Origin of the sequence: Streptomyces sp. NPDC102490 (assembly GCF_044765285.1) — a bacterium.
Lineage (GTDB): Bacteria > Actinomycetota > Actinomycetes > Streptomycetales > Streptomycetaceae > Streptomyces.
On the sequence record NZ_JBIWJU010000010.1, the window covers coordinates 282,849 to 306,885 of the forward strand.

22 protein-coding genes and 1 pseudogene are annotated in these 24,037 nt (G+C 73.0%); 17 read left to right on the plus strand and 6 right to left on the minus strand.

The genetic code is table 11. The features are described from left to right. Positions 1 to 258: 258 nt before the first annotated feature. Entirely contained in the window at positions 259 to 1,068 is an 810-nt protein-coding gene (locus ACIRGB_RS24440; RefSeq protein ID WP_403868813.1) for an NAD-dependent epimerase/dehydratase family protein, read from the minus strand. Positions 1,069 to 1,290: 222 nt separating this feature from the next. On the opposite strand from ACIRGB_RS24440, the gene ACIRGB_RS24445 reads away from it, so the two are divergent. The 3 genes from ACIRGB_RS24445 to ACIRGB_RS24455 all read left to right on the plus strand — a co-directional run bounded on the left by ACIRGB_RS24445 (position 1,291) and on the right by ACIRGB_RS24455 (position 3,882). Next, complete coding sequence (locus ACIRGB_RS24445; RefSeq protein ID WP_403868816.1) at positions 1,291 to 2,241, plus strand: 5-dehydro-4-deoxyglucarate dehydratase; 951 nt, start codon at positions 1,291 to 1,293, stop codon at positions 2,239 to 2,241. After that, a complete protein-coding gene (locus ACIRGB_RS24450; RefSeq protein ID WP_403868819.1) occupies positions 2,238 to 3,410 on the plus strand; it encodes a hypothetical protein in 1,173 nt (390 codons plus the stop codon). Before ACIRGB_RS24445 ends, ACIRGB_RS24450 begins: the two co-directional genes overlap by 4 nt. A 79-nt stretch (positions 3,411 to 3,489) precedes the next feature. Further along, on the plus strand, positions 3,490 to 3,882 hold the full coding sequence (locus tag ACIRGB_RS24455) for a VOC family protein (protein ID WP_403868822.1): 393 nt from the start codon (positions 3,490 to 3,492) through the stop codon (positions 3,880 to 3,882). Here the strand turns inward: ACIRGB_RS24455 and ACIRGB_RS24460 are convergent. After that, positions 3,871 to 5,120, minus strand: a pseudogene (locus tag ACIRGB_RS24460) (MFS transporter). The gene ACIRGB_RS24455 and the pseudogene ACIRGB_RS24460 sit on opposite strands and share 12 nt — an antisense overlap. A 140-nt stretch (positions 5,121 to 5,260) precedes the next feature. Here ACIRGB_RS24460 and ACIRGB_RS24465 point away from each other — a divergent pair. From ACIRGB_RS24465 to ACIRGB_RS24530, 14 genes are all read left to right on the plus strand, one after another. Then, a complete protein-coding gene (locus tag ACIRGB_RS24465; protein ID WP_403868825.1) occupies positions 5,261 to 5,860 on the plus strand; it encodes a TIGR03086 family metal-binding protein in 600 nt (199 codons plus the stop codon). Between the two features lie 179 nt (positions 5,861 to 6,039). After that, positions 6,040 to 6,708, plus strand: a complete 669-nt coding sequence (locus ACIRGB_RS24470) for a GntR family transcriptional regulator (RefSeq protein WP_403868828.1) — start codon at positions 6,040 to 6,042, stop codon at positions 6,706 to 6,708. Next, the gene (locus ACIRGB_RS24475; RefSeq protein ID WP_403868831.1) at positions 6,705 to 7,613 is read left to right on the plus strand and encodes a dihydrodipicolinate synthase family protein; all 909 of its coding nucleotides are present in this window, start codon (positions 6,705 to 6,707) and stop codon (positions 7,611 to 7,613) included. The genes ACIRGB_RS24470 and ACIRGB_RS24475 overlap by 4 nt, the downstream gene beginning before the upstream one ends. Further along, entirely contained in the window at positions 7,610 to 9,340 is a 1,731-nt protein-coding gene (araD, locus tag ACIRGB_RS24480) for an L-arabinonate dehydratase (RefSeq protein WP_403868834.1), read from the plus strand. The genes ACIRGB_RS24475 and araD overlap by 4 nt, the downstream gene beginning before the upstream one ends. Positions 9,341 to 9,442: 102 nt before the next feature. Continuing rightward, a complete protein-coding gene (locus tag ACIRGB_RS24485) occupies positions 9,443 to 10,378 on the plus strand; it encodes a carbohydrate ABC transporter permease (RefSeq protein WP_403868836.1) in 936 nt (311 codons plus the stop codon). Next, the gene (locus ACIRGB_RS24490; RefSeq protein WP_403868839.1) at positions 10,375 to 11,274 is read left to right on the plus strand and encodes a carbohydrate ABC transporter permease; all 900 of its coding nucleotides are present in this window, start codon (positions 10,375 to 10,377) and stop codon (positions 11,272 to 11,274) included. Before ACIRGB_RS24485 ends, ACIRGB_RS24490 begins: the two co-directional genes overlap by 4 nt. Continuing rightward, the gene (locus tag ACIRGB_RS24495; protein WP_403868842.1) at positions 11,271 to 12,428 is read left to right on the plus strand and encodes a Gfo/Idh/MocA family protein; all 1,158 of its coding nucleotides are present in this window, start codon (positions 11,271 to 11,273) and stop codon (positions 12,426 to 12,428) included. The genes ACIRGB_RS24490 and ACIRGB_RS24495 overlap by 4 nt, the downstream gene beginning before the upstream one ends. After that, on the plus strand, positions 12,425 to 13,270 hold the full coding sequence (locus ACIRGB_RS24500) for a PmoA family protein (RefSeq protein WP_403868845.1): 846 nt from the start codon (positions 12,425 to 12,427) through the stop codon (positions 13,268 to 13,270). The genes ACIRGB_RS24495 and ACIRGB_RS24500 overlap by 4 nt, the downstream gene beginning before the upstream one ends. Next, the gene (locus tag ACIRGB_RS24505) at positions 13,267 to 14,823 is read left to right on the plus strand and encodes a family 43 glycosylhydrolase (RefSeq protein WP_403868848.1); all 1,557 of its coding nucleotides are present in this window, start codon (positions 13,267 to 13,269) and stop codon (positions 14,821 to 14,823) included. The genes ACIRGB_RS24500 and ACIRGB_RS24505 overlap by 4 nt, the downstream gene beginning before the upstream one ends. 55 nt (positions 14,824 to 14,878) lie before the next feature. Continuing rightward, complete coding sequence (locus ACIRGB_RS24510; protein ID WP_403868851.1) at positions 14,879 to 16,249, plus strand: ABC transporter substrate-binding protein; 1,371 nt, start codon at positions 14,879 to 14,881, stop codon at positions 16,247 to 16,249. A 132-nt stretch (positions 16,250 to 16,381) separates the two neighbouring features. Beyond that, entirely contained in the window at positions 16,382 to 17,182 is an 801-nt protein-coding gene (locus ACIRGB_RS24515; protein ID WP_403868854.1) for a rhamnogalacturonan acetylesterase, read from the plus strand. A 38-nt stretch (positions 17,183 to 17,220) separates the two neighbouring features. Continuing rightward, entirely contained in the window at positions 17,221 to 18,555 is a 1,335-nt protein-coding gene (locus ACIRGB_RS24520; RefSeq protein WP_403868857.1) for a polysaccharide lyase family 1 protein, read from the plus strand. A gap of 75 nt (positions 18,556 to 18,630) precedes the next feature. Then, a complete protein-coding gene (locus ACIRGB_RS24525) occupies positions 18,631 to 19,761 on the plus strand; it encodes a pectinesterase family protein (RefSeq protein WP_403868860.1) in 1,131 nt (376 codons plus the stop codon). A gap of 117 nt (positions 19,762 to 19,878) precedes the next feature. Continuing rightward, entirely contained in the window at positions 19,879 to 20,676 is a 798-nt protein-coding gene (locus tag ACIRGB_RS24530) for an HAD family acid phosphatase (protein ID WP_403868863.1), read from the plus strand. 11 nt (positions 20,677 to 20,687) lie between these two features. On the opposite strand, the gene ACIRGB_RS24535 is transcribed toward ACIRGB_RS24530, so the two are convergent. The 4 genes from ACIRGB_RS24535 to ACIRGB_RS24550 form a co-directional block, all read right to left on the minus strand. Next, complete coding sequence (locus ACIRGB_RS24535; protein ID WP_403868866.1) at positions 20,688 to 21,365, minus strand: hypothetical protein; 678 nt, start codon at positions 21,363 to 21,365, stop codon at positions 20,688 to 20,690. Then, positions 21,362 to 21,937 carry a SigE family RNA polymerase sigma factor gene (locus ACIRGB_RS24540; RefSeq protein ID WP_403868869.1) on the minus strand — a complete coding sequence of 192 codons (576 nt, stop codon included), beginning with the start codon at positions 21,935 to 21,937 and terminating at the stop codon, positions 21,362 to 21,364. Before ACIRGB_RS24540 ends, ACIRGB_RS24535 begins: the two co-directional genes overlap by 4 nt. A gap of 75 nt (positions 21,938 to 22,012) precedes the next feature. After that, positions 22,013 to 23,467 carry a peptidoglycan D,D-transpeptidase FtsI family protein gene (locus ACIRGB_RS24545; RefSeq protein ID WP_403868872.1) on the minus strand — a complete coding sequence of 485 codons (1,455 nt, stop codon included), beginning with the start codon at positions 23,465 to 23,467 and terminating at the stop codon, positions 22,013 to 22,015. A 98-nt stretch (positions 23,468 to 23,565) separates the two neighbouring features. Continuing rightward, positions 23,566 to 24,036 (minus strand): GNAT family N-acetyltransferase, encoded by a 471-nt coding sequence (locus ACIRGB_RS24550; RefSeq protein ID WP_403868875.1) that lies wholly within the window; start codon positions 24,034 to 24,036, stop codon positions 23,566 to 23,568. Position 24,037 lies beyond the last annotated feature (1 nt).

Consider the following 24,037-nt stretch of genomic DNA (forward strand, 5'->3'; position numbering starts at 1 on the left):
GTCGCCGTGTGCCTGCCCGTTCGGGCCCGTGTGGTCCTTGGGGGAAGTTCTACAGCGGTCGCGCGGCACTGACCAGGTCTGTTGCGGACCCGATACTGCCCGGGTGTGCCCGTTTGCGGTTCCGGGCGCCCGTCTCGGACCTGGGGCGCAGCGTCGGACGGGGTGGGAACGGGCAGTGCGGATGCCCGCATGCGGAAGCGGACGGGCCCGTTCGGTGCCCGTCCGCCGCTTCGAGGGTGCTGTGGGGTCGTCTTCCGGTCAGTACGGCCAGATCGGGGGGTCGGTCACGAAGTGGCCGCCCAGGCGGGCGTGCGCCGGGTCGCCGGGGTCCAGGTCGCCCTGTTCGGCGATCAGCTTCTCGGCGTACGGCTCGGAGTCGTCCCGGGGTTCGTAACCGAGCGCCCGCGCGGAGGTGAGGTCCCACCACAGCCGGGTGTTGGCGGAGGAGCCGTGGACGACGGTGTGCCCGACGTTCTCGGCGGTGAGGGCCGCGTGGAAGAGGCGGGCGCCGTCCGCGGGGCTCATCCACACCGAGAGCATGCGCACGCTGGTCGGCTCGGGGAAGCAGGAGCCGATGCGCACGGAGACGGTCTCGATGCCGTGCTTGTCCCAGTAGAGCTGGGCGAGGTCCTCGCCGAAGCACTTGGACAGGCCGTAGTAGGTGTCCGGGCGGCGCGGCGTGTCGATCGGGATGAGGGGGTCGTCGCCCCGCGGGCGCGGGGTGTAGCCGACGGCGTGGTTGGAGGAGGCGAAGACGATGCGGCCGACGCCCTCCTCGCGGGCGGCCTCGTACAGGTGGTACGTGCCCTCGATGTTGGCCTTCAGGATCTTCTCGAAGGGGGCTTCCAGGGAGATGCCCGCGAGGTGGATGATCGCGTCGACGCCCCGGACCGCCTCGCGCAGGGCGTCCCGGTCGGCGAGGTCGGCGACGATCGCGTCCGGCTCGCCGTCGATCGGGCGCAGGTCGAGCAGGCGCAGTTGGTAGCCGTGTTCGGGGAGCAGTTCCCGCATCAGGGTGCCGAGGCCGCCGGCGGCGCCGGTGAGCAGGACGGTGCGGGGAGCGGGCATCCTCGGGACTCCTAGGTCGGTCTGTAGGGGCGGCGTACGCGCGTAGGGGCGTACGCGGGTGTGCGTGCTGGTGTGTGCCTCACGTTCAGATGCGTGGACACGCTAAGGAGCGGGTGGTCGGGCGTCAAGAGGGCGCCTGCTTGACGGTGTTCGCGGGGCGGCCTAGCGTGGTTGCGTTCAGAAATGTAGACGCAGGTCATAGATATGGAATGGGGAGCGCCCGTGACCTCAGCCCCTCTCGCCGCCCGGCTCACCGCGCCCAGCGGCCCGCTGTTCTTCCCCGTCACGGCGTACGGACCCGACGGCGGACTCGACCTGGACGTCTACCGCACCCATGTGCGCCGCGGGGTCGAGGCCGGTGCCGCCGCCGTGTTCGCCTGCTGCGGCACCGGCGAGTTCCACGCCCTGACGCCCGAGGAGTTCGCGGCCTGCGTCCGCGCGGCCGTCGAGGAGAGCGCGGGCCGGGTCCCCGTCCTCGCGGGCGCCGGCTACGGCACCGCCCTCGCCGTGCGCTACGCCCGCCTCGCCGAGGAGGCCGGGGCCGACGGGCTGCTCGCCATGCCGCCCTACCTGGTGCTCGCCGGGCAGGAGGGACTGGTGCGGCACTACCGGGAGGTGGCGGCCGCGACCGCGCTGCCCGTGATCGTCTACCAGCGCGACAACGCCGTGTTCACCCCCGAGAGCGTCGTCGAACTGGCCCGTACCGACGGCATCGTCGGCCTCAAGGACGGCCTCGGCGACCTCGACCTCATGCAGCGCACCGTCAGCGCGGTGCGCACGGAGCTGCCCCGCGAGGAGTTCCTGTACTTCAACGGACTGCCGACCGCCGAGCAGACCCAGCTCGCCTACCGCGCGCTCGGCGTCACCCTCTACTCGTCCGCCGTGTTCTGCTTCGCCCCCGAGATCGCCCTCGCCTTCCACCGGGCGCTGCGCGAGGGCGACGACACCACGGCGCACCGTCTGCTGGACGGCTTCTACCGCCCGTTCGTCGACCTGCGCGCCCGAGGCCGCGGGTACGCCGTCGCCCTGGTCAAGGCGGGCGTACGGCTGCGCGGCCTGGACGTGGGGGAGGTGCGCACCCCGCTGGAGGAACCGGCCGAGGACCACGTGAAGCAGCTCGCGCGGATCATCGAGCGGGGCCAGGCACTGCTGGCGGAAGGGGCGGGCCGGTGAAGGCGTCGGCGTTCGTCTACCCCTGGGACGTGGGCGGCGACCCGGAAGCCCCCGCGCGCCTCGCGGACCTCGGCGTGGCCCAGGCGACCCTCGCCGCCGCCTACCACTCCACCCGCGCCCTCACCCCCCGCCACCCGCGCCACCGCGTCGTCACCGCCGAGCACGCCGCCGTCCTCTACCCGCCGGACGCCGCCCGCTGGGCGGGCCGCGACCTGCGCCCGTACGAGGCCGGGGACTGGGCGCCCGGCGACGCCTACGGCGAGGCCGCCGCCGCCCTCGCGGACGCGGGCCTCCAGGTGCACACCTGGGTCGTCCTCGCCCACAACTCCCGCCTCGGCGCGGAGCACCCGCACACCTGCGTCGTCAACGCCTACGGCGACCGCTACCCCTGGGCGCCCTGCATCGCACAGCCCGCCACCCGCGCCTACCTCACCGACCTGGCCGCCGAGGCGGCGGTGCGGCCCGGGGCGCACGGCACGGAACTGGAGTCGCTGGGCTGGTACGGGCTCGCCCACCTGCACGCGCACGACAAGACCGGCGGGGTGGCCCTCGGGGACGCCGGGCAGTACCTGATGTCGCTGTGCTTCTGCCCCGACTGCCGGGCGGGCTACGGCGGTCAGGGCCTCGACGCCGACGCACTCGCCGCCGCCGTGCGCACCGCCTTCGAGCCGGTGTGGCGGGGCGCGGCGCCCTCGGACGGGGGCTGGGCGGGCGTCGAGAAGCTCCTCGGGGCGGCGGCCGCGAACGCCACGCGCGCGTGGCGGGACGACAGGGCCCGCACGCTCCAGGAAGCGGCGGTCTCGGCGGTCCGCGCCGCCGCGCCCGACGGCTTCCAGGTCCTGCTGCACGCCGACCCGGTCTCCTACCACTGCGGCGCCAACGCCGGCGTCGACCCCGCGCACATCCTCTCCGTCGCGGACGGCGTGGTCGTCCCCTGCACGGGCGGCGCGGGCCTGCTGACGCCGTTCGCCGAGCAGGCCGCCGACGGCGCCGTCCTCGCCGCCAACCTCACGGTGGTCTCGGGCATGGGCGGCAGCCCCCGTACCCTCGCCGCCGACGCCGCCCGCGCCCGCGACCTGGGGGCGACGGAACTGCGGCTGTATCACGCCGGGTTGGCGTCGGACGGGGACCTGGAGGGGGTGCGGACGGGGCTCGCGGCCCTCGCGTAGGGTGCGGACGAGGGGAGGCAGGGCCGGTCGCCACCGGCTGCCCCGGCACCCCTCGTCGCGCTCTTCGAGGGGGATGGCCATGGAACTCGCCCAGGTCCGGCTGCTGGTCGCGGACTTCCCCGCCTGCTACCGCTACTACCGGGACGTCCTGGGCCTGACGCCGCAGTTCGAGGCGGAGGACGGCCCGTACGCGAAGTTCACCCCCGACGGCGGCACCGCGGGCATCGCGCTCCAGGACCGCGCACATATGGCCCGGGTGCTGGGCGCACTCGCCGACGAGCCGGCCGGCCACCGGTCCCTCGTCGTGCTGCGGGTCGACGACCTGGACCGCTGCTGCGAGGAGATCACCGCGCGGGGCGCCGAACTCGTCCACGGTCCGGCGCCCATGACGGACCGCATGCGGGTCGCCCACCTCATGGACCCGGCGGGAAACCTCGTCGAACTCCAGGAGTGGCTGGCCCTACGCGGCTGACGGCGCGGGCCGGTCCTTCGGCCTGCGCGCGGACGCCAGTGCCGTCGCCGTCGCCAGCAGCACCACGCCCACGGCCGGCAGCAGCAGGCGCGGGCCGGTCGACCCCACCAGGGCCGCGCCCGCGGCCAGGCCGAGCACGTTGGGCGCGAAGACCAGGGAGGTGGCCGTCGCCGTGGCCCGGCCCAGCAGCGGCCCCGGGGTCGCGTGCTGGACGGCGGTCAGGGCGGCGATCAGCACCGCGGGCAGCCCCGCGCCGATCGCCGCGCCGGAGGCGAGGGCCACCGCGTCGTACGGTGCCGCCCGCGCCGCCACCGCCACCGCGCACAGGGCGATCCCCGCGGCGGCGAAGCGCCGTCCGCCCAGGCGCCGCACGGCCGGACCGGCGAGCAGCCCCGCCACCACCGACCCGGCCCCCTGGACCGCGTACAGCGCACCGGCGTACGCGGGGGAGTGCCCGAGGGCCTCGACGACCGCGTAGACCGTGGCGCCGTTGACGCCCGCGCACAGCATCGTGACGCCGCCCGCGAGGACGAGCGGGCGCAGGCCGGGGTGCCCCCACAGGTACCGGGCGCCCTCGGCCGTGCGCCGCCGCCAGTTCGCCGCGGGGCGCTGCGGTGGCGCCTCCCGTACCCGCAGGGCGGCGTACACACCGGCGGCCAGCACGAACGTGACCGCGTCCAGCAGCGCCACGCCCGGTCCGCCGTACGCCGCGTACAGTCCTGCCCCGGCCAGTGGCGCGACCAGCTTCACGCCCTCGTTCGCGGTCATGCGCAGGCCGTTGAAGTCGCCGAGCAGCCCCGGGGCGACGGCGGCGGCCACCAGCGCCGACTCGGCCGCGTCGTGCACGACGCCCGTCGCGCCGTACACGAAGAGCACCGCGAAGAGCAGCCACAGCGTGCCCCGCGAGTCCACCGCGAAGAGCGTGAGCAGCAGGCAGGCCGTGAGCAGGCTCGCGGCGATCAGCAGCGGCCTGCGCCGGACGCGGTCCGCCAGGGGGTGCCCAGCGCCGGGCCCGCGAGCGTCGGCGCCCACATCGCGAGCACGCACAGCGCCGCCAGCCCGTCCGAGCCGGTGAGGTCCTTCACCCACACGCCGGCCGCCAGCCACAGCGCCGAGGTGCCGAAGCCGGACACCACCACCCCGGCGAGATACAGGCCCGCGTCGCGGTCGCGCAGGACCCGGACCACGGGCCAGGGGCCGTCCGGTCCTGCTGATTTCTTCGTTCCCGCCGTCGTCATACCGGTCAGCGTGGTCCTGAGGTCCGGGTGCGGGCATCGGGCAGGTGCCCTAATGCCGGCTCCTGCGGCCGATGAGTTTCGCGGGGGCGATGAGTCCATCACCCGAGAGAGCCGACCGCGCACGTCACGAGGAGCAGCCGATGACCGCCGAGACCACCACCCTCGACCTGGGACCGCAGACGCGGATCCTCACCCGCCTCGCCGACGGTGTGCGCGACGACGGGCTCGCGGACCCGTCGCCCTGCCCCGACCTGGCGGTGCGCAACCTGCTCGGCCACCTCACCGGTCTCGCCGTCGCCTTCCGCGACGCCGCGCGCAAGGACCTGGGGCCCACCACGGACACCAGCCCCGACGCGTCCGTGCCGGACATCGGGCCCGGCTGGCGCGAGCAGCTCGCCGCCGCGCTCGGGGAACTCGCCGAGGCGTGGCGCGACCCCGAGGCGTGGACCGGCATGACCAGGGCCGGCGGCATCGACCTGCCCGGCGCGGTCGCCGGTGCCGTCGTCGCCGACGAACTGGTGATCCACGGCTGGGACCTGGCCCGCGCGACCGGCCAGGAGTACACCCCCGACACCGCCGCGCTCCAGGCGGCGCACGGGCTGCTCGTCGCCGCCGCGGCGGAGTCCGACCAGGGCCAGGGCATGTTCGGGCCGGTCGTCGCCGTACCCGCCGACGCGCCGCTGCTGGAGCGCGCCGTGGGGCTCAGCGGACGCGACCCGGGCTGGTCCCGCACCGCGTAGCGAACACCGGCCGCACCCAACTTCCTTTGTCAGAAGCATTGACGCCGCCGCGCGCCCCTCTTACCTTCAACGCGTCGTACTCCGTACGTCATATATGAGACGCGATACGCGAGATCTGATGTCGAGTTCCGATGTCCGAGATCTGTCGCGCATCCGACGCGAGATTCCGAGAGGCGCGCATGACCTCTGTGCCCACGCCGATCCCCTCCCGCACGCAGTACGTGCTGGAGGAGATCAAACGCCGCATCCTCACCGGCCGGCTGACGCCCGGCCAGGCCCTGGTCGAGACCGACCTCGCCGCACAGTTCGGGGTGTCCAAGACCCCGGTGCGCGAGGCGCTCAAGACCCTGGCCGGTACCGGACTGGTCGTGATGAGCCAGTACAAGGGCGTCACCGTGCGCATGGTGGACGCGGACATGGCGCGCGAGGTCTACGACGTCCGGTTGCTCCTCGAGCCCGAGGCGCTGGGGCGCGCCGTGCGCCGCGGTGCCTCCCTGGACGCCGCCCGGGACGCGCTCACCCGGGCCGACCGGGCCACGGACACCGCCGAACGCTCGCTGGCCAACCGCGAGTTCCACCGCGCCCTGTACCTGCCGTGCGGCAACCCGCTGCTCGGCCGGATGCTCGACGAGGTCCGCGACCAGGCGGCCCTCGTCTCCGCGGTCGCCTGGGCCGCCGACCCCTCCTGGGAGCGGGAGGCCGGCGAGCACCAGGAGATCCTGCGCCTCGCCCTCGCCGGTGACGCCGACGGCGCGGCCCGCGCCCTGCACGCGCACATCGCGTCCTTCGTCGAGCGGGCCTTCCCCGAAGCGGGGACCGCGGCCCAGGAAGAGGGCGGTCAGGCATGACGGCGACGTTCGAGACCCAGCGGGCGGCCCTGGCCGACGTGGTGGCGATCCCGGTGACCCCGTTCGCCGAGGACGGCACCGTCGACCCCGCCACCTACCGGGCCCTGCTGCGTCGTCTCCTCGACGGTGGCATCACGACCCTCACACCCAACGGCAACACCGGCGAGTTCTACGCCCTCTCCCCGGCCGAGCGCCGCCTCGTCACCGAGCTGACGATCGAGGAGACCGGCGCGCGCGCGGACATCCTGGTCGGCGTCGGCCACGACGTGCCGACCGCGGTCGCCTCCGCCCGGCACGCCCGCGACCTGGGCGCCTCCATGGTGATGGTCCACCAGCCCGTCCACCCCTACGTCTCCCAGGGCGGCTGGGTCGACTACCACCGCGCCATCGCCGAGGCCGTGCCCGACCTGGGCGTCGTGCCCTACATCCGCAACGCCCAGCTCACCGGCGCCCGCCTCGCCGACCTCGCCGACGCCTGCCCCAACGTCATCGGCGTGAAGTACGCCGTGCCGGACGCCGCCAAGTTCGCCGCGTTCGCCCGCGACGCCGGTCTCGACCGCTTCGTCTGGGTCGCGGGGCTCGCCGAGCCGTACGCGCCCTCGTACTTCAGCGCGGGCGCCACCGGCTTCACCTCGGGCCTGGTGAACGTCGCCCCGGCCGTCTCGCTGAACATGATCGAAGCGCTGCGCTCCGGCGACTACCCGGCCGCCATGAAGGTCTGGGAGCAGATCCGGCGCTTCGAGGAACTGCGCGCCGCCAACGGCTCCGCCAACAACGTCACCGTGGTCAAGGAAGCCCTCGCCTCGCTCGGCCTGTGCCGCCGGGAGGTCCGCCCGCCGAGCAAGCCGCTGCCCGAGGACGAGCGCGCCGAGGTCGCCGCCATCGCCGCGGGGTGGTCCATATGACCCCCAGGAAGGCCCCGGAGGAGCTGCGCAGCCACCAGTGGTACGGCACCGACGGCCTGCGCTCCTTCAGCCACCGCGCCCGCACCCGCCAGCTCGGCTACCTGCCCGAGGAGCACCTCGGCAAGCCCGTCATCGCGATCCTCAACACCTGGTCCGACATCAACCCCTGCCACGTCCACCTGCGCGACCGCGCCCAGGCGGTCAAGCGCGGAGTGTGGCAGGCGGGCGGGTTCCCGCTGGAGTTCCCGGTCTCCACGCTCAGCGAGACCTTCCAGAAGCCGACCCCGATGCTCTACCGCAACCTCCTCGCCATGGAGACCGAGGAACTGCTGCGCTCCTACCCGGTCGACGGTGCCGTGCTGATGGGCGGCTGCGACAAGTCCACGCCCGCCCTGCTGATGGGCGCCGCCACGGTGGACCTGCCCGCGGTGTTCGTCCCCGCCGGGCCCATGCTCCCCGGGCACTGGCGCGGCGAGACCCTCGGCTCCGGCACCGACATGTGGAAGTACTGGGACGACAAGCGGGCCGGCCTCATCGGCGACTGCGAGATGCAGGAGCTGGAGAGCGGCCTGGCCCGCTCGCCGGGCCACTGCATGACGATGGGCACCGCCTCCACGCTGACCGCCGCCGCCGAGGCCCTCGGCGTCACCGTGCCGGGCGCCTCCAGCATCCCGGCCGTCGACTCCGGGCACGACCGGATGGCCGCCGCCGCCGGACTGCGCGTCGTCGAACTGGTCCACCGGGACCGGAAGCTGAGCGACATCCTCACCGCCGACGCCTTCGCGGACGCCGTCACCACCGTGCTCGGCCTCGGCGGCTCCACCAACGCCGTGATCCACCTGATCGCCATGGCGGGCCGCGCCGGCGTCACCCTCACCCTCGACGACTTCGACCGCATCGCCCGCACCGTCCCGGTGCTGGCCAACGTCCGCCCCGGCGGACAGACCTACCTGATGGAGGACTTCCACTTCGCCGGCGGCCTGCCCGGCTTCCTCTCCCGCATCACCGACCTGCTCCACCTCGACCGGCCCACCGTCTCCCACGACACCCTGCGGGAGCAGCTGGACGGCGCCCGCGTCCACCAAGACGACGTCATCAGGACCCGCGACAACCCGGTCGCGGCCGAGGGCGGGGTCGCCGTCCTGCGCGGCAACCTCTGCCCGGACGGCGCCGTCATCAAGCACATCGCCGCCGAGCCGCACCTGCTCAAGCACACCGGCCCCGCTGTCGTCTTCGACGACTACCGGACCATGCAGCGCACCATCAACGACCCGGACCTCGGCATCACCGCCGACAGCGTGCTCGTGCTGCGGGGCGCCGGTCCCAAGGGCGGCCCGGGCATGCCCGAGTACGGCATGCTGCCCATCCCCGACCACCTGCTCAAGCAGGGCGTACGCGACATGGTCCGGATCTCCGACGCCCGCATGAGCGGCACCAGTTACGGCGCGTGCGTGCTGCACGTGGCCCCCGAGTCGTACGTCGGCGGACCGCTCGCCCTGGTGCGCACCGGCGACTCCATCACCCTCGACGTCGCGGCGCGCTCCCTCCGGCTCAACGTGGACGACGCGGAGCTGGAACGCCGCAGGGCCGCCTGGACACCGCCGCCGGCCCGCTACGAGCGGGGCTACGGCGCGCTCTACACCGAACAGATCACCCAGGCCGACACCGGCTGCGACTTCGAGTTCCTGGCCCGCCCGGGCACGGTGCAGGACCCGTACGCCGGCTGAACCCCGTACGACACGAACCGCCTCCGCACCGTCCTGCCCGTCGAGAAAGCGCTTCCTGTACGACCCCCGCACGACGTAGACGTACTAGAACGGAGAACTGTCATGGCCCAAGCCGCAGCCGTGGCGAAACCGCCCGCGCCACCCCGGCGGCGCCGTGCCTCGGCCACGCCGCGCAGGCTCCCGTACCTGCTGATCGGACCGGCCGCCCTGCTGATGCTGGGCTTCATCGCCTACCCGGTCATCAGCGTCTTCTACTACAGCCTTCAGGAGTACAACCCCACCAAGCCGTGGCGGAACGGCTTCGCGGGCTTCGACAACTTCGTCAGGATCTTCACCGAGGACCAGGTGTTCTGGGGCACCCTCGTCTTCAGCGCCAAGTGGGTCTTCGTCGAGGTCGGACTGCAACTGCTCTTCGGTCTGGCGCTGGCGCTCATCGTCAACCAGACCTTCGTGGGCCGGGGCATCGGCCGGGCCCTGGTCTTCTCCCCCTGGGCGGTCTCCGGCGTCCTGACCTCCGCGATCTGGGTGCTGCTCTACAACTCCCAGACCGGCGTCACCCGCTACCTCGCGGACATGGGCATCGGCTCGTACGGCACCAGCTGGCTCTCCGACACCTCCACCGTGTTCTCCGCGACGGTGGTCGCCGACCTCTGGCGCGGCGTGCCCTTCTTCGCGATCCTCATCCTCGCCGACCTCCAGTCCGTCTCCAAGGACCTCTACGAGGCCGCCGAGGTCGACGGGGCGAGCCGGCTCCAGCAGTTCTGGCACATCACGCTGCCGCACCTGAAGGACGCCATCATCCTGTCCACGCTGCTGCGCGCGGTGTGGGAGTTCAACAACGTCGACCTGCTCTACACCCTGACCGGCGGCGGACCCGCCGGCGAGACCACGACGTTGCCCCTGTACATCGCCAACACCAGCGTCGACGCCCACGACTTCGGCTACGCGTCGGCCCTCACCACGGTCGCGTTCGTGATCCTGCTCTTCTGCTCGATCGTCTACCTGCGGCTGAGCAAGTTCGGAGGCGAGAAGAAGTGATCACCAAGGAGGCCGTCGCGCCCGCCCCCGCGCCCGCGCGGACCGACCACGAACCGCCGCGGCCGGCCAGGAAGCGCCGCCCGGCCTGGGACGAGGCTCCCCGCTGGCAGATCTACCTGCCGCTCGGGATCTACCTGGTCTTCACCCTGATCCCGTTCTACTGGATCCTGCTCTTCGCGGTGCGCCCGGCCGGCTCGACCTCGCTCGTGCCCTGGCCGATGACCACCGAGCACTTCGAGAAGGTGTGGACCGACCGCGGCTTCGGCACCTACTTCGAGAACAGCGTGTACGTCGGGCTCGCGACCCTGCTGATGACCACGCTCGTCGCGCTGGCCGGCGGCTACGCCCTCGCCCGGTTCGACTTCAAGGTCAAGCGGGTCTTCATGCTCGCCCTGCTCTGCTCCCAGTTCGTGCCCGGGGCGCTGCTCCTGGTGCCGCTGTTCGAGATCTTCGCCGGACTCCAGATGATCAACTCGCTGGGCAGCGTCATCATCGCCGAGACCGTCTTCCAGCTGCCGCTGTCGATCATCCTGATCAGCAACTTCATCAAGAACGTGCCGTACTCGCTGGAGGAGGCCGCCTGGGTCGACGGCTGCGGCCGGTTCCGGGCCTTCCGGATCGTCGTACTGCCACTGCTGCGGCCGGGCCTGATCGCGGTGGGTTCCTTCGCCTTCGTGCACTCCTGGAACCACTTCCTGTTCGCCCTGATGTTCCTCAACAACCAGCACAAGCAGACCATCCCGGTCGGCCTCAACTCCCTGATGAGCGCGGACAGCGTCGACCTCGGCGCGCTCGCCGCCGGCGGCATCGTCGCCGCCGTCCCCGTCGTGATCGTCTTCGCCTTCATCCAGAAGTGGCTGATCACCGGCTTCAGCGCGGGGGCGGTGAAGGGATGACCCCGATTCCCGTCGTCCTCGCCGGCGCCCGCGGGCACGGTCGCTGGCACGTCGCCAACATCCGCCGTCTGGAGCGGGCGGGACTGGTCCGGCTGGCCGGCGTCTGCGAGCTGACCCCGCTGACCCAGGAAGAGGCCGGGGGAGAACTCCCCGAGCAGTCGGCCGACTTCGGCGCCCTGCTCGACTCCACCGGCGCCCGGATCGCCGTGATCTGCACGCCGATCCCCACCCACACCGACCTCGCCCTGACCGCCGCCCGGCGGGGGGTGCACCTGCTCCTCGAAAAGCCCCCGGCGCCGTCGTACGCCGAGTTCCGGCGGATGGCCGACGGGGTCGCGGAGGCAGGCGTCGCCTGCCAGGTCGGGTTCCAGTCACTGGGCTCGCACGCGGTCCCCGCCATCCGGGACCTGGTGGACGGGGGCGCGATCGGCGAGGTCGTCGGCATCGGCGGAGCCGGGGCGTGGGTGCGCGACGAGCCCTACTTCCGCCGGGCACCCTGGTCCGGCAAGCGGCGGCTGAACGGCGCCGACGTGATCGACGGCGCGCTGACCAACCCGCTGGCGCACGCCGTCGCCACCGCCCTCGCGCTCGGCGGCACCGCCCGCGCCGAGGACGTCACCGGCATCGAGACCGAGCTGAGCCACGCCAACGACATCGAGGCCGACGACACCTCCTGCGTGCGGATCGGCACCGCGCGCGGGCACCGCGTCACCGTCGCCGCGACCCTGTGCGCGGAGCGGGCCGAGGAGCCGTACGTCCTGGTGCACGGCTCCAGCGGCCGCGTCACCTTCTGGTACAAGCAGGACCGCGTCCTGCTCCAGCGCGGCGGCCACGGCCCCGAGGAGTTCCACCACGACCGCACCGACCTGCTGGAGAACCTGGTCGACCACCTCACCACCGGGGCCCCGCTGCTGGTCCCGCCGGACGAGACGGGCGCCTTCATGCGGGTCGTCGAGGCGATCCGCCGGGCCCCCGACCCGGAGCCGCTGCCCGCCGCCGCCTGGCGCCGCGTCCCCGGGGAGAGGCGCCGCGTGGTCCCCGGCATCGACGCGCTCGTGGCCGCCGCCGCCGACACCCTCTGCCTCTACTCCGAACTGGGCGCGCCCTGGGCGCCGCGCACCGAGCGCCCGTGTGACGAGGTGAGCACCCGATGACCGGCCACGACTCCCCGGTGCTGCGCGTGGCGGGCCGCCCCGTCGCCCGGTACGTGACCCGGCCGGAGCTGCCCCGCCGGCTCTCCCCGCGCCCCTACCTGCACCCCGTCACCACCCTGGCCGGCACGGCCGTCACCGAGTTCCGCCCCGCCGACCACCTCCATCACCTCGGCGTCGGTGTCGCCGTTCCCGACGTCGAGGGCCACAACTTCTGGGGCGGGCGCACCTACGTCCGCGACAAGGGGCCGACCGAGCTGGACAACCACGGCACCCAGCGGCACACCGCCTTCCAGCTCCGCGACCCCGACGGATTCGTCGAGGAGCTGCGCTGGGTCGCCGCGGGCCGCGAGCTGCTGCGCGAGCGCCGCACGGTCGCGGCCACCGCCCTCACCGGTACCGCCTGGGCGCTCGACTTCACCTTCTCCCTCACCAACACCACCCCGGACCCGCTCAGCCTCGGCAGCCCCGCCACCAACGGGCGCCCCGGCGCGGCCTACGGCGGCTTCTTCTGGCGCGCCCGCAAGGAGAACGCGGCGCCCAGGGTCTTCACCGCCGACCGGGAGGGCGAGGGCGAGGTGCACGGCAGCGGCGCCGACTGGCTCGCGCTCACCGGGGAGACCTGGTCGCTGGTGTTCGCCGGCGCCACCGAACGCACCCGGCGCGACCCGTGGTTCGTGCGCACCGAGGAGTACCCGGGCGTCGGTTCCTCGCTGGCCCACGACGACCGGGTGACCGTCGCCCCGGGCGGCACCCTGGTCCGCCGGATCGTCACCGTCGTCGCCGACGGCCGCCTCGACGCCGACGGCGCCGCCGCCCTCGTACGCAGGGCGGTGAGCCCGTGACCGCCGCCGAGACCGCTCCCGGGACCGCGGGGACGTACACCAACCCGGTCCTGAACGCCGACTGGTCCGACCCGGACGTCGTCCGCGTCGGCGACGACTTCTACCTGACCGCCTCCAGCTTCGGCCGCGTCCCCGGCCTGCCCCTGCTGCACTCCCGCAACCTGGTCGACTGGACCCTGGTCGGGCACGCCCTGGAACGCCTGGAGCCCGAGTGGGAGTTCTCGCGGCCCCGGCACGACTGCGGTGTCTGGGCACCGTCCCTGCGCCACCACGCGGGCCGCTTCTGGATCTTCTGGGGCGACCCCGACCAGGGCCTCTTCCAGGTTAACGCCCCCGACATCCGGGGCCCCTGGTCCGCGCCCCACCTGGTCAAGGCGGGCAAGGGCCTGATCGACCCCTGCCCCCTGTGGGACGAGGAGACCGGCGAGGCGTACCTCGTGCACGCCTGGGCCCGCTCCCGCTCCGGGATCAAGAACCGCCTCACCGGCCACCGCATGCGCCCCGACGGCACCGGACTCCTCGACGACGGCACGGTGCTCGTCGACGCCGACCGGCTGCCCGGCTGGTTCACCCTGGAGGGCCCCAAGCTCTACCGGCACGACGGCTGGTACTGGATCCTCGCCCCCGCCGGATCGGTGGAGACTGGCTGGCAGGGCGCCTTCCGCTCCCGCGGGTTCTTCGGGCCGTACGAGGAGAAGGTCGTCCTGGAGCAGAAGGACACCGACGTCAACGGCCCCCACCAGGGCGGCTGGGTGCGCACGGCGTCCGGCGAGGACTGGTTCCTGCACTTCCAGCAGCGCGGCGCGTACGGCAGGGTGGTCCACCTCCAGCCGATGCGGTGGGAAACGGACGGCTGGCCGGTCCTCGGCGACGACGGCGCCCCGGTCACCGGGCACCCGCGCCCCGCCCTGCCCCCGCAGCCGCCCGCCGCGCCCGCGACCGACGACGACTTCCCCGGCGGACGGTTCGGCCGCCAGTGGTCGTGGACGGCCAACCCCCGCGAGGGCTGGGCCATCCGGCACGCCGGGGACGGGCTGCGCCTGACCTGCGTCCGCTCGGCCGACGCGCACGACCTGCGCCTGCTGCCGAGCGTCCTCACCCAGCGCTTCCCCGGCGAGCCCTCGGTGATCGAGGTCGAGCTGCGCCTGGACAGCGAGGAACCCGGCGCGCGGGCCGGGCTCGCGGTGCTCGGCGACGCCTACCGCTGGATCGGGCTCCAGCGGGACACCGACGGGACGGTGCACCTGGTGCACCGGTTCGCCGAGTCGGTGGCCGAGTCCGAACGGGACGCCGACCGGCCCCGCCCCGCACCCGGGGGACGGGCCCGGCTGCGGATCGAGACGGTCCCCGGGGCACGCTGCCGCTTCTCCTACGACCTCGGCGACGACGACCCCGGCGGCGGCCCGCATCCCGTCGGCCGGGAGTTCGCCGCCACCCCCTGGCGCTGGGTCGGCGCACTGCTCGGCCTGTTCGCCCTCGCGCCCGCCGGTCCGGGACCCGCCGGCACCGCCACCTTCACGCGGTTCCGCGTCGGGCCCCACCGGACCCACTGAACCCCCACGTTGTCGTTCCACCGCTTCGTCCGATCCAGAAGAAGAGAGCCGACCGATGAGGATCAGCATGCTCAGCAGCAGAGACAAAGGCACAGCCAGGCGCCGGACGTCCGCCGCCGTCGCCCTGGGGGCCGTGCTCGCGCTGACCGCCACCGCCTGCGGTGACGACGGCAGCGGGGCGGGCGGCGACAAGGGGGCCGAGGGCAGCGGCAAGGGGAAGATCGTCTTCTGGGACAACAACGGCGGCATCCGCACGCCCGTCTGGAAGGAGATCATCGCCGACTTCGAGAAGGCGAACCCGGACATCGACGTGGAATACGTCGGGATCGCCGCCACCGAGTACCAGTCCAAGGTCGACACCGCCATCCAGGGCGGCGGCCTGCCGGACGTCGGCGGCGTGACGGCGTCCATGCTCGCGGGCTTCTCCGCCCAGGGTGCCCTGGAGCCGCTGGACGAGCGGCTCTCCGAGTCCTCCCTGAACGGCAAGCTCAACAAGGACATGCTCGCGTCCGTGAAGGCCGCCGGCGGTGGCGACGGCACCCTGTACTCGGTGCCGAGTTCGGCCAACAACGGCGTCCTCTACTACCGCACCGACCTGTTCGAGAAGGCCGGTCTCGACGCGCCGACGACGTGGGACGCGTTCTACGAAGCCGCCGAGAAGCTGACCGACACGGGCAAGAACGAGTTCGGCTACACCATCCGCGGCGGCTCCGGGTCCATCGCCCAGGCCTTCGACGCGATGTACGGGCAGTCCGGCATCACCTCGTTCTGGGACGCCGGCAAGAAGAAGACCACCGTCAACGACCCCAGGAACGTCGAGGCGCTGGAGAAGTACGCGGCCCTCTACAAGAAGGCCACACCGGCCGCCGACGTCAACAACGACTTCGCCAAGATGGTCTCCCAGTGGGACACCGGCACCATCGGCATGCTCCACCACAACCTGGGCTCCTACCAGGACCACGTGAAGGCGCTCGGCGTCGACAAGTTCCGCGGCATCCCGCAGCCGGTCGGTGCTTCCGGCAAGCGGGTCCAGGTCTCCAACCCGGTCGACGGGCTCGGCATGTTCAAGAGCTCGAAGAACAAGGAGGCCGCCTGGAAGTTCATCGAGTTCGCCACGTCGAAGGAGCAGAACTCGAAGTTCAACGCGTCGGCCGGGCAGGTGCCGTCCAACACCGAGGCCGCCAACGACGCGTGGATCCAGAAGGCCGAGCCCACGAAGCTGGCGGCGCAGGCGCTGAACGACGGGTCCACGACCATCGTCCAGCTGCCGTACTACCTGCCGGACTGGAACACGCTGTCCAAGTCGGAGAGTGAGCCGACGTTCCAGAAGGTGCTGCTGGGGGACATGAGCGCGAAGGATTTCCTGGACGGGCTGGCCGAGAAGCTGAATGAGGCGCAGGCCGAGTGGACGGAGCAGATGGGTTAGTCGGCTCCGGTTCCGGGTTTCGCCGTGGGCGGTCCGTCGTTCGTTGCGGGCCGCGGGCCGCCTGTGGCTCGTCGCGCAGTTCCCCGCGCCCCTGGGGGGACTGCCCCACTCCCTACTGAAAGGCAGACCGGCGTGTCACTCAGCCGAAGACAGGTCACCGCAGCCGTCGTCTCCTCCCTTCCCCTGGCGTTCGCCGCCACCCCCGGCGCCCAGGCCGGCGGACGGCGCCCCCGCAGCCTCTTCATCGCCGGGGATTCCACCGCCGCGCAGAAGTACGCCGACGCCGCGCCCGAGACCGGGTGGGGCATGGCGTTGCCGTTCTTCCTCCGCAAGGATCTCCGGGTCGCCAACCACGCCGTGAACGGGCGGAGTTCCAAGAGCTTCGTCGACGAGGGGCGACTCGACGTCGTCCTCGGTGCGATCCGGCCCGGTGACCTCCTGCTGATCCAGTTCGCGCACAACGACGAGAAGGCCGAGGACCCCGCCCGCCACACCGAGCCCTGGACGACGTACCAGGACTACCTGCGGCGGTACGTCGACGGCGCGCGGGCCCGCGGGGCACGGCCGGTGCTGGCCACGCCCGTGGAGCGGCGGCGGTTCGACGCCGGGGGGAACGCCGTGCCGAGCCACGGGGAGTACCCGGCGGCGATGCGGGCGCTGGCGCGGGAGGAGGGCGTGGCGCTGCTCGACGTGCAGGCGCTCTCGCTCGAACTGTGGCAGCGGCTCGGCGCCGAGGCGACCAAGGCGTACTTCAACTGGACCGCCACCGAGCAGGACAACACCCACTTCAACCCGCCGGGCGCGATCGCGGTCGCCCGGACCGTCGCCCGGGAGCTGCTGCGCGGGCGCGTACTGGCGCACCGGGACGTGCGCCGGCTGGACGAGGAGATCCCCGAGTCCTGGATCAGCTGGCCCGCGCCGGTCACCGCGTAACACCTCGACCGACCCCCAGAGCAAGGGAGAGCCGCACCATGAGCCCGCAGAGATGGCATGAGCATGCCACGAAGAGAGCGGCCGCGCTCGTCGGCTGCACCGCCCTCGTACTGAGCCTGACCGCCGCCACGGCCGAGGCCCGCCCCGGGCACCACCAGCCCCGGGACACCGCCCGCCAGACGCTGCCCGCGAACGACGGCTGGGCCTCCCACGGCACCGGCACCACCGGCGGGGCCGATGCCGACGCGGAGCACGTCTACACCGTCTCCACCTGGGCCGAGTTCAAGGCCGCCCTCGCCGCCGACGGCACCGCGCCCCGGATCATCAAGGTCAAGGGCACCGTCGACGCCGTCGCGCAGGGCTGCGAGGCATTCGCCGCGCCCGGCTACGACTTCGACGCCTACCTGGAGAAGTACGCCCCGGAGAACTGGGGCCGGGAGACCGACCTGAGCGCCGAGCCCGACGACAGCCCCGAGGGCCTGCGCCGCGCCTCCGCCGCACAGCAGGACCGGGCCATCAAGGCGAACGTCCCGTCCCACACCACCATCATCGGCGTCGGCCGGGGCGCCGCGCTCAAGGGCGCCAGCCTCCAGATCAAGAACGTCGACAACGTCATCGTCCGCAACCTCGCCTTCGAGAGCCCCGTGGACTGCTTCCCGCAGTGGGACCCCACGGACGGCGACCGGGGCAACTGGAACTCCGAGTACGACAGCGCCGTCGTGTACGGGTCGACGCACGTGTGGCTGGACCACAACACCTTCACCGACGGCGAGCACCCCGACAGCGCGGCGCCCACCTACTTCGGCATGCTCTACCAGCAACACGACGGCCAGCTGGACATCGTGAAGGGCGCCGACTACGTCACCGCGTCCTGGAACGTCTTCACCGAGCACGACAAGACCATCCTGATCGGCAACAGCGACGGCGAGTCCACCGCCGCCGTCGACCGCGGCCACCTGAAGGCGACCTTCCACCACAACCTGTTCAAGAACCTCGTCGAGCGCGCGCCCCGCGTCCGCTTCGGCCAGGTCGACGTCTACAACAACCACTTCGTGGCCTCGGACGACTACGCCTACAGCTTCGGCGTCGGCAAGGAGTCCGCGCTCGTCGCCGAGCACAACGCCTTCACCCTGCCGGCCGGCGTCGGCCCCGCGAAGGTGCTCAAGCGCTGGAACGACGCGCCGCTCAGCGCCGCCCACAACCGGGTCAACGGCCGCACCGTCGACCTGATCGCGGCCCACAACGCCGCGAACCCGGACGCCGCACTCCGCTCCGGCGCGGGCTGGACACCCACGCTGCGCACCGGGGTTCTGCCGTCCCGGGCGGTCCCCTTCGTCGTCGACCACGGCGCGGGCGCCGGCCGGCTGCGCTGACCCCCACCCCCCGAACCGGGCCGGGGCGCCCGCACCGCCCCGGCCCACCCCGCCCGTCCCCGAAGGAGCACCCGTATGCACCGACCCGCCCCGTCCCGCAGAGGCTTCCTCCTGGCGACCGCCGGCGCGGGCGCCGCCCTCGGCCTCGCGGCAGCCGGTCCCGCCGTCGCCGGCCCCCGCACGCACCCGCGCCCCTTCGGCCGGTACGGCTCACCGGCCGCCCGCCGCACCCCGAAGACCCTGTACGTCGACCCGCACGGCCGCGGCGACCTCACCTCCGTCCAGGCCGCCGTCGACGCCACCGAGGGCGACGGCTGGACGCTCGTCCTCGCCCCCGGCACCTACCGCGAGACCGTCACCGTCGACACCGGGCGCACCGGGGCCACCTGGCTCGGCGCCTCCGGAGACCCGCGCGACGTCGTCATCGTGTACGACAACGCGGCCGGCACCCCCAAGCCGGACGGCTCCGGCACCTACGGCACCAGTGGTTCGGCCACCACCACCGTGCGCGCCGACGGCTTCACCGCCCGCGCGATCACCTTCGCCAACGACTGGCTGCGCGCCGACCGGCCGGACTGGACCGGCACCCAGGCGGTCGCGATCAAGGTCATGGGCGACCGGTCCGCCTTCCACGACTGCCGCTTCCTCGGCCACCAGGACACCCTCTACGCCGACACCCGCGACCTCGGCCTCTTCGCCCGCCAGTACTATGCGCGCTGCTACGTCGAGGGCGACGTCGACTTCGTCTTCGGCCGGGCGACCGCGGTGTACGAGCAGTGCCACTTCCGCACCCTGGCCCGCCCCGACCTCGACGCCGCCCCCTACGGCTTCGTGTTCGCGCCGTCCACGGCGGGCGCCAACGCGCGCGGCTACCTGGTGGTCCGCGGCCGTGTCAGCAGCGAGGCCCCCGACGGCTTCTACAAGCTGGCCCGCCCCTGGGTGCCCAGCTCCGACACCACCGCCCGCCCCATGCTCACCGTGCGCGAGACCCACCTCGGCGCGGGCATCGACGCGGTGGCGCCGTACGCGAACATGCGGGACGCCCACCCGTGGCAGGAGCAGCGGTTCCGCGAGTACCGCAACACCGGCCCCGGCGCCGCGGCCACCGTCCCGGAGAACCGGCCGCAGCTCACCCGGGCCCAGGCCGCCGCACACACCCGGGAGGCGTATCTCGGCGACTGGCGGCCGTACGACCGGCGGCGGTGACCGGTCCGCAGGTCACCGGCACTTGACCTGCTTGACGCGATTTTTGCCGGCTATAGGGGCGCGGAACCGGCCACGGGTCTCGCGCTCACCAGGGTGACGCGCGTAGAAACCTGTGTCATGCATAAACCACTGCGCATCGCGACCGTCACCGCCGCCTGTGCCGTCGCCGGTGCCGTCCTGTACGGCACGGGCGCCGCCACCGCCGGCCAGTCGACAGCCAACTCCACCCACGAGCCGTACAACATCGGGGTGCTGGCCAAGGACATCGACGCCTACTACGGCACCACGCTCGACGCCGACGGCGTCTACCAGGCGTCCGCGGACAGCCCGTACGCGGCCGACCTGGCCCGCCTCGACGCCGCCGCGAAGAAGCAGATCGACCGGGCCGCCCGCGCGGCGCACCACCAGCGCACCCGGCCCGCGGTGGTCTTCGACATCGACGACACGCTGCTGCTCAGCCTCGACTACGAGAAGAAGAACAACTACGGCTACGACGGCGCCACCTGGGCCGCCTACGTCGACCGCGCCGACCGCCCGGCCGTCCCCGGCAGCCCCGAACTGGCCCGGTACGCCGAGACGAAGGGCGTCGAGGTCTTCTACAACTCCGGCCTGAGCGAGGCGCAGCGCGCCGCCGCCGTCGAGAACCTGAAGAAGGTCGGCGCCGACGTGAACCTGGACACCGGCCACATCTTCCTGAAGGACAAGGCCAACCCGCCGTCCTACCTGGCCCACTGCGCCACTCCGGGCGCCTGGAAGTGCACCACCGTGCAGTACAAGGCGGGCACCCGCCGGCACATCGAGCGGGACCTCGGGTACGACATCGTCGCCAACTTCGGCGACCAGTACTCCGACCTCCAGGGCGGCTACGCGGACCGGACGTACAAGCTGCCCAACCCGACCTACTTCGTGGAGTAGCGGCCGCCCGCTCAGCCGCCCGGGGTGAAGTCGCCCCGGACCGTGCGGGAACCGGACGGCGCGGTGGCCGTGGCCGAGTAGCGGTCGCCGCCCGCGTCCCGGCCGCCCCGCTCGTGGTGGTACTGGCCGGCGAACATCCACGCGCCGGCCGGGACGGTACGGCCCGGCCGGAGCGTCCACCGGTAGACGACGAAGCCGTCCCGCTCGTCGACCGCGAACGTGAAGTCCTTCTCGGGCAGTGACCGCCAGGCCCCGGTGGAGGTCACCGAGCCGGTCTGCGCCACCCGCAGTTCGACGGTGAGCGCGGTCAGCGGAGTGCTCGTTCCCAGGGTGACGGTGCTCTGCGCCCAGAAGGCGTTGCTGTGCGGGTCCACCGCGCCGCTCGACCACAGCGGACCGGGCTCCCGCGGCCCGGGCGGGGTGGTGACCGAGCGCTGCGCGGGAACGTCGTCCCGCACCGCCGGCGCGACCGCGGAGCCGCCGGCCACCAGGACGCCCGCCACCGCCGCCGTCGCCCCGGCCACCCGCACCCAGCCCGGCAGCCGCAGACGGGCCGGCCCGCGGTCGCCGACCGCCCTGCCGCGTTCCACCCGGGCCAGGATCCGGGCCCGGTCGGGCCGGTGCGCCCCGGCCGCCTCGCGCAGCCGGGCGCGCAGCCGCTCGTCCGCATCCCGCCGCGGTCCGGTCATCGGGTCCCTCCCGTGGCGCCACCGCTGCGGGCGATCGCCGCCCGTACCTGCCGAGGGGCTCGGGGCGCCGCCCGGGTGCCGAGCAACCGCTGGAGCTCGGCCACCCCCTTCGACGTCTGGCTCTTGACCGTACCCACCGAGACGCCCAGGGCGAGCGCCGTGTCCTTCTCGGACAGGTCGAAGGCGTGCCGCAGCACCACGCACGCCCGCTTGCGGAACGGCAGTCGGCGCAGCGCCTCCCGCACGTCCACGACGCCCGCGACGTCCGGGTTCTCGCTCCGCTCCGCGCGCTGCGACCAGAACAGGGCCACGCGTCTGCGCTCGCGCACGGCGGTACGCACGCGGGTGCGGGCGAGGTTGGCGACGACACCGCGCGCGTACGCCACCGGGTGGTCGGCCGCGCGGACCCGGTCCCAGCGGTGCCACAGGGCCAGCAGAGCGTCCGCCGCGAGGTCGTCGGCGGCGTTTGGCTCGCCCGTCAGCAGGTGGGCGAGCCGGGCCAGTTCGGCGTAGTGGCGTTCGAAGAAGGCGTGGAACTCCGCGGCGGCGTCGTCGTCGGCGGCTGTCCCCACGGCGGACTCTCCTCGCAGCGGCTTCCCGGGTGCCGGACACCGTACGGCAGACCGAACCCGATCGGCCCCGGAAAGTCAGCCCTTGAGCGCCGCCGCCATCATCGCCTTGGCCACCGGGGCCGCCAGGCCGTTGCCGCTGACCTCGCTGCGGGCCGCGTCGGACTGCTCGACGAGGACCGCCACCGCGACCTCCTTGTCCGTCGTGTCGGACTTGGCGTAGGAGGTGAACCAGGCGTACGGGGTCTTGCTGTTGTTCTCGCCGTGCTGGGCCGTGCCCGTCTTGCCGCCCACCGTCGCGCCGGGGATCTGCGCGTTGGACCCCGTGCCCTTCTCGACGACGGTGCGCATGGCCGACTGCAACTGCTCGGCGGTGGAGGAGCTGACGATCCGCTTCGAGTCCGCGTCGGTGTGGTCCTCCAGCACGTCGCCGCCGCTGTCGGTGACCTGCGACACCATGTGCGGGGAGACCAGCTCGCCGCCGTTGGCCAGGGCCGCGGACACCATCGCCATTTGCAGCGGGGTCGCCGTCACGTCGAACTGGCCGATGCCCGTCAGGGCCGTGGAGGACCGGTTCATGTCCTTCGGGTAGACGCTGGTGTAGGCCCGTACCGGCACGTCCTGCGTCGCGTCGTTGAAGCCGAACTTCTCGGCCATGGCGCGCAGCTCGTCCTGGCCGAGGTCGACGGCCATCTTCGCGAAGACGTTGTTGCACGAGTACTGGAGCGCGGTGCGGATCGTGGCGTTCTCGCAGGGGGCGTCCGGGTTCTCGTTGCTCAGGTCCTTCGCGGTGCCCGGCAGGGTGTAAGGGTTGGGGCTGTCGGTCTTCACGTCGACCGAGTCGTACAGCCCGTTCTCCAGCGCGGCGGCCGCCACGACCAGCTTGAACGTCGAGCCGGGCGGCAGCGGCTGGCGCAGCGCGCGGTTGGTCAGCGGCTTGTCCGGGTCACCGGTGAGCTTCTTCCAGGCCGCACCGGCGGTGTTGGCGTCGGTCAGCGACGTCGGATCGTACGAGGGGGTCGAGACCACGGACAGGATCCTGCCCGTCTTCGGGTCGATGGCCACGGCGGCGCCCTTCTTGTCGCCCAGCGCCTCGAACCCGGCCTTCTGCACGTCCGGGTCGATCGTGGTCACCACGTTGCCCGGCTCGGCCCGGGCGCCGGTGACCGTGTCCAGCACGGTCTTCAGCCGCGGATCGGTGCCGTTGAGCACGTCCTGGTAGATGCCCTCCAGCTGGGTCGGCGCGTACGCCTGCGAGGCGTAGCCCGTCACCGCCGCGTACAGCTTCCCGTTCTCGTACGTGCGTTTGTACGCGAGGTCGCCGCCCTCCGTCGGCGCCGAGCCGGTGACCGACCGGCCGGCCACGATGATGTTCCCGAGCGGCTCCGCGTACGTCTCGATCGCGCCCCGCCGGTTGTCCTTGCTGTCCGCGAGCGCCCGGCCCTCGTAGAACTGCACCCAGGTCGCCCTGATCAGCAGAGCGAACACCAGGAGCAGCGTGAAGACCGAGGCGCGCCTGATCGTCTTGTTCATCCCGTTCATCCCGCTGAGAGGACGAACGGGCCGGGGGCGGTCGTTCCCGTGTGCCCCGATTTCTCATCTTTCTCATCGACCGTTCATCGGCGGCGTCCTCACTGCGCGAGGTGCAGGACGACCTCGTCGATCTCCTCGCCCCGGGCCCCCGCGAACCCCCGCGCCCGCCCGCTGGTCACGAACCCGCACTTCTCCAGCACGCGCCGCGACCCCGCGTTGTCGGCCGCCGCGCGCGCGTACAGCGGGCGGTCCGGCACCTCGGCGAGCAGGGCGCGCAGCGCGGCCGTGGCCACGCCCTGCCCCCAGTACGCCCGGTCCACCCAGTACGTCACCTCGCGCTCGCCCGGGTCCCCGTACACCGCCGTGCTGCCGATGACGTCACCGTCGCCGAGGATGGTCCGCACCACGTCGCGGGAGGCGCGGATCTTGTCCCAGTGGGCCGCGAACGCCTCCCAGTCGGCGGGGTCCTTCGCCGTGAAGGCCGCCATGCGCAGGGCCTCGGGATCGTTCATCTGCCGGAAGAAGACGGGCAGATCGCTGTCGTGTACCTCGCGCAGTGCGATGTGCATG

What these genes read in the sequence shown, in the direction of transcription:
- ACIRGB_RS24530 (WP_403868863.1), top strand. Translation starts at nt 19,879, where the DNA reads ATGCATAAACCACTGCGCATCGCGACCGTCACCGCCGCCTGTGCCGTC.
- ACIRGB_RS24525 (WP_403868860.1), top strand. Translation starts at nt 18,631, where the DNA reads ATGCACCGACCCGCCCCGTCCCGCAGAGGCTTCCTCCTGGCGACCGCC.
- ACIRGB_RS24545 (WP_403868872.1), bottom strand. Translation starts at nt 23,467, where the DNA reads ATGAACAAGACGATCAGGCGCGCCTCGGTCTTCACGCTGCTCCTGGTG.
- ACIRGB_RS24455 (WP_403868822.1), top strand. Translation starts at nt 3,490, where the DNA reads ATGGAACTCGCCCAGGTCCGGCTGCTGGTCGCGGACTTCCCCGCCTGC.
- ACIRGB_RS24520 (WP_403868857.1), top strand. Translation starts at nt 17,221, where the DNA reads ATGAGCCCGCAGAGATGGCATGAGCATGCCACGAAGAGAGCGGCCGCG.
- ACIRGB_RS24535 (WP_403868866.1), bottom strand. Translation starts at nt 21,365, where the DNA reads ATGACCGGACCGCGGCGGGATGCGGACGAGCGGCTGCGCGCCCGGCTG.
- ACIRGB_RS24510 (WP_403868851.1), top strand. Translation starts at nt 14,879, where the DNA reads ATGAGGATCAGCATGCTCAGCAGCAGAGACAAAGGCACAGCCAGGCGC.
- ACIRGB_RS24475 (WP_403868831.1), top strand. Translation starts at nt 6,705, where the DNA reads ATGACGGCGACGTTCGAGACCCAGCGGGCGGCCCTGGCCGACGTGGTG.
- ACIRGB_RS24470 (WP_403868828.1), top strand. Translation starts at nt 6,040, where the DNA reads ATGACCTCTGTGCCCACGCCGATCCCCTCCCGCACGCAGTACGTGCTG.
- ACIRGB_RS24485 (WP_403868836.1), top strand. Translation starts at nt 9,443, where the DNA reads ATGGCCCAAGCCGCAGCCGTGGCGAAACCGCCCGCGCCACCCCGGCGG.
- ACIRGB_RS24440 (WP_403868813.1), bottom strand. Translation starts at nt 1,068, where the DNA reads ATGCCCGCTCCCCGCACCGTCCTGCTCACCGGCGCCGCCGGCGGCCTC.
- ACIRGB_RS24465 (WP_403868825.1), top strand. Translation starts at nt 5,261, where the DNA reads ATGACCGCCGAGACCACCACCCTCGACCTGGGACCGCAGACGCGGATC.
- ACIRGB_RS24495 (WP_403868842.1), top strand. Translation starts at nt 11,271, where the DNA reads ATGACCCCGATTCCCGTCGTCCTCGCCGGCGCCCGCGGGCACGGTCGC.
- araD (WP_403868834.1), top strand. Translation starts at nt 7,610, where the DNA reads ATGACCCCCAGGAAGGCCCCGGAGGAGCTGCGCAGCCACCAGTGGTAC.
- ACIRGB_RS24500 (WP_403868845.1), top strand. Translation starts at nt 12,425, where the DNA reads ATGACCGGCCACGACTCCCCGGTGCTGCGCGTGGCGGGCCGCCCCGTC.
- ACIRGB_RS24550 (WP_403868875.1), bottom strand. Translation starts at nt 24,036, where the DNA reads ATGCACATCGCACTGCGCGAGGTACACGACAGCGATCTGCCCGTCTTC.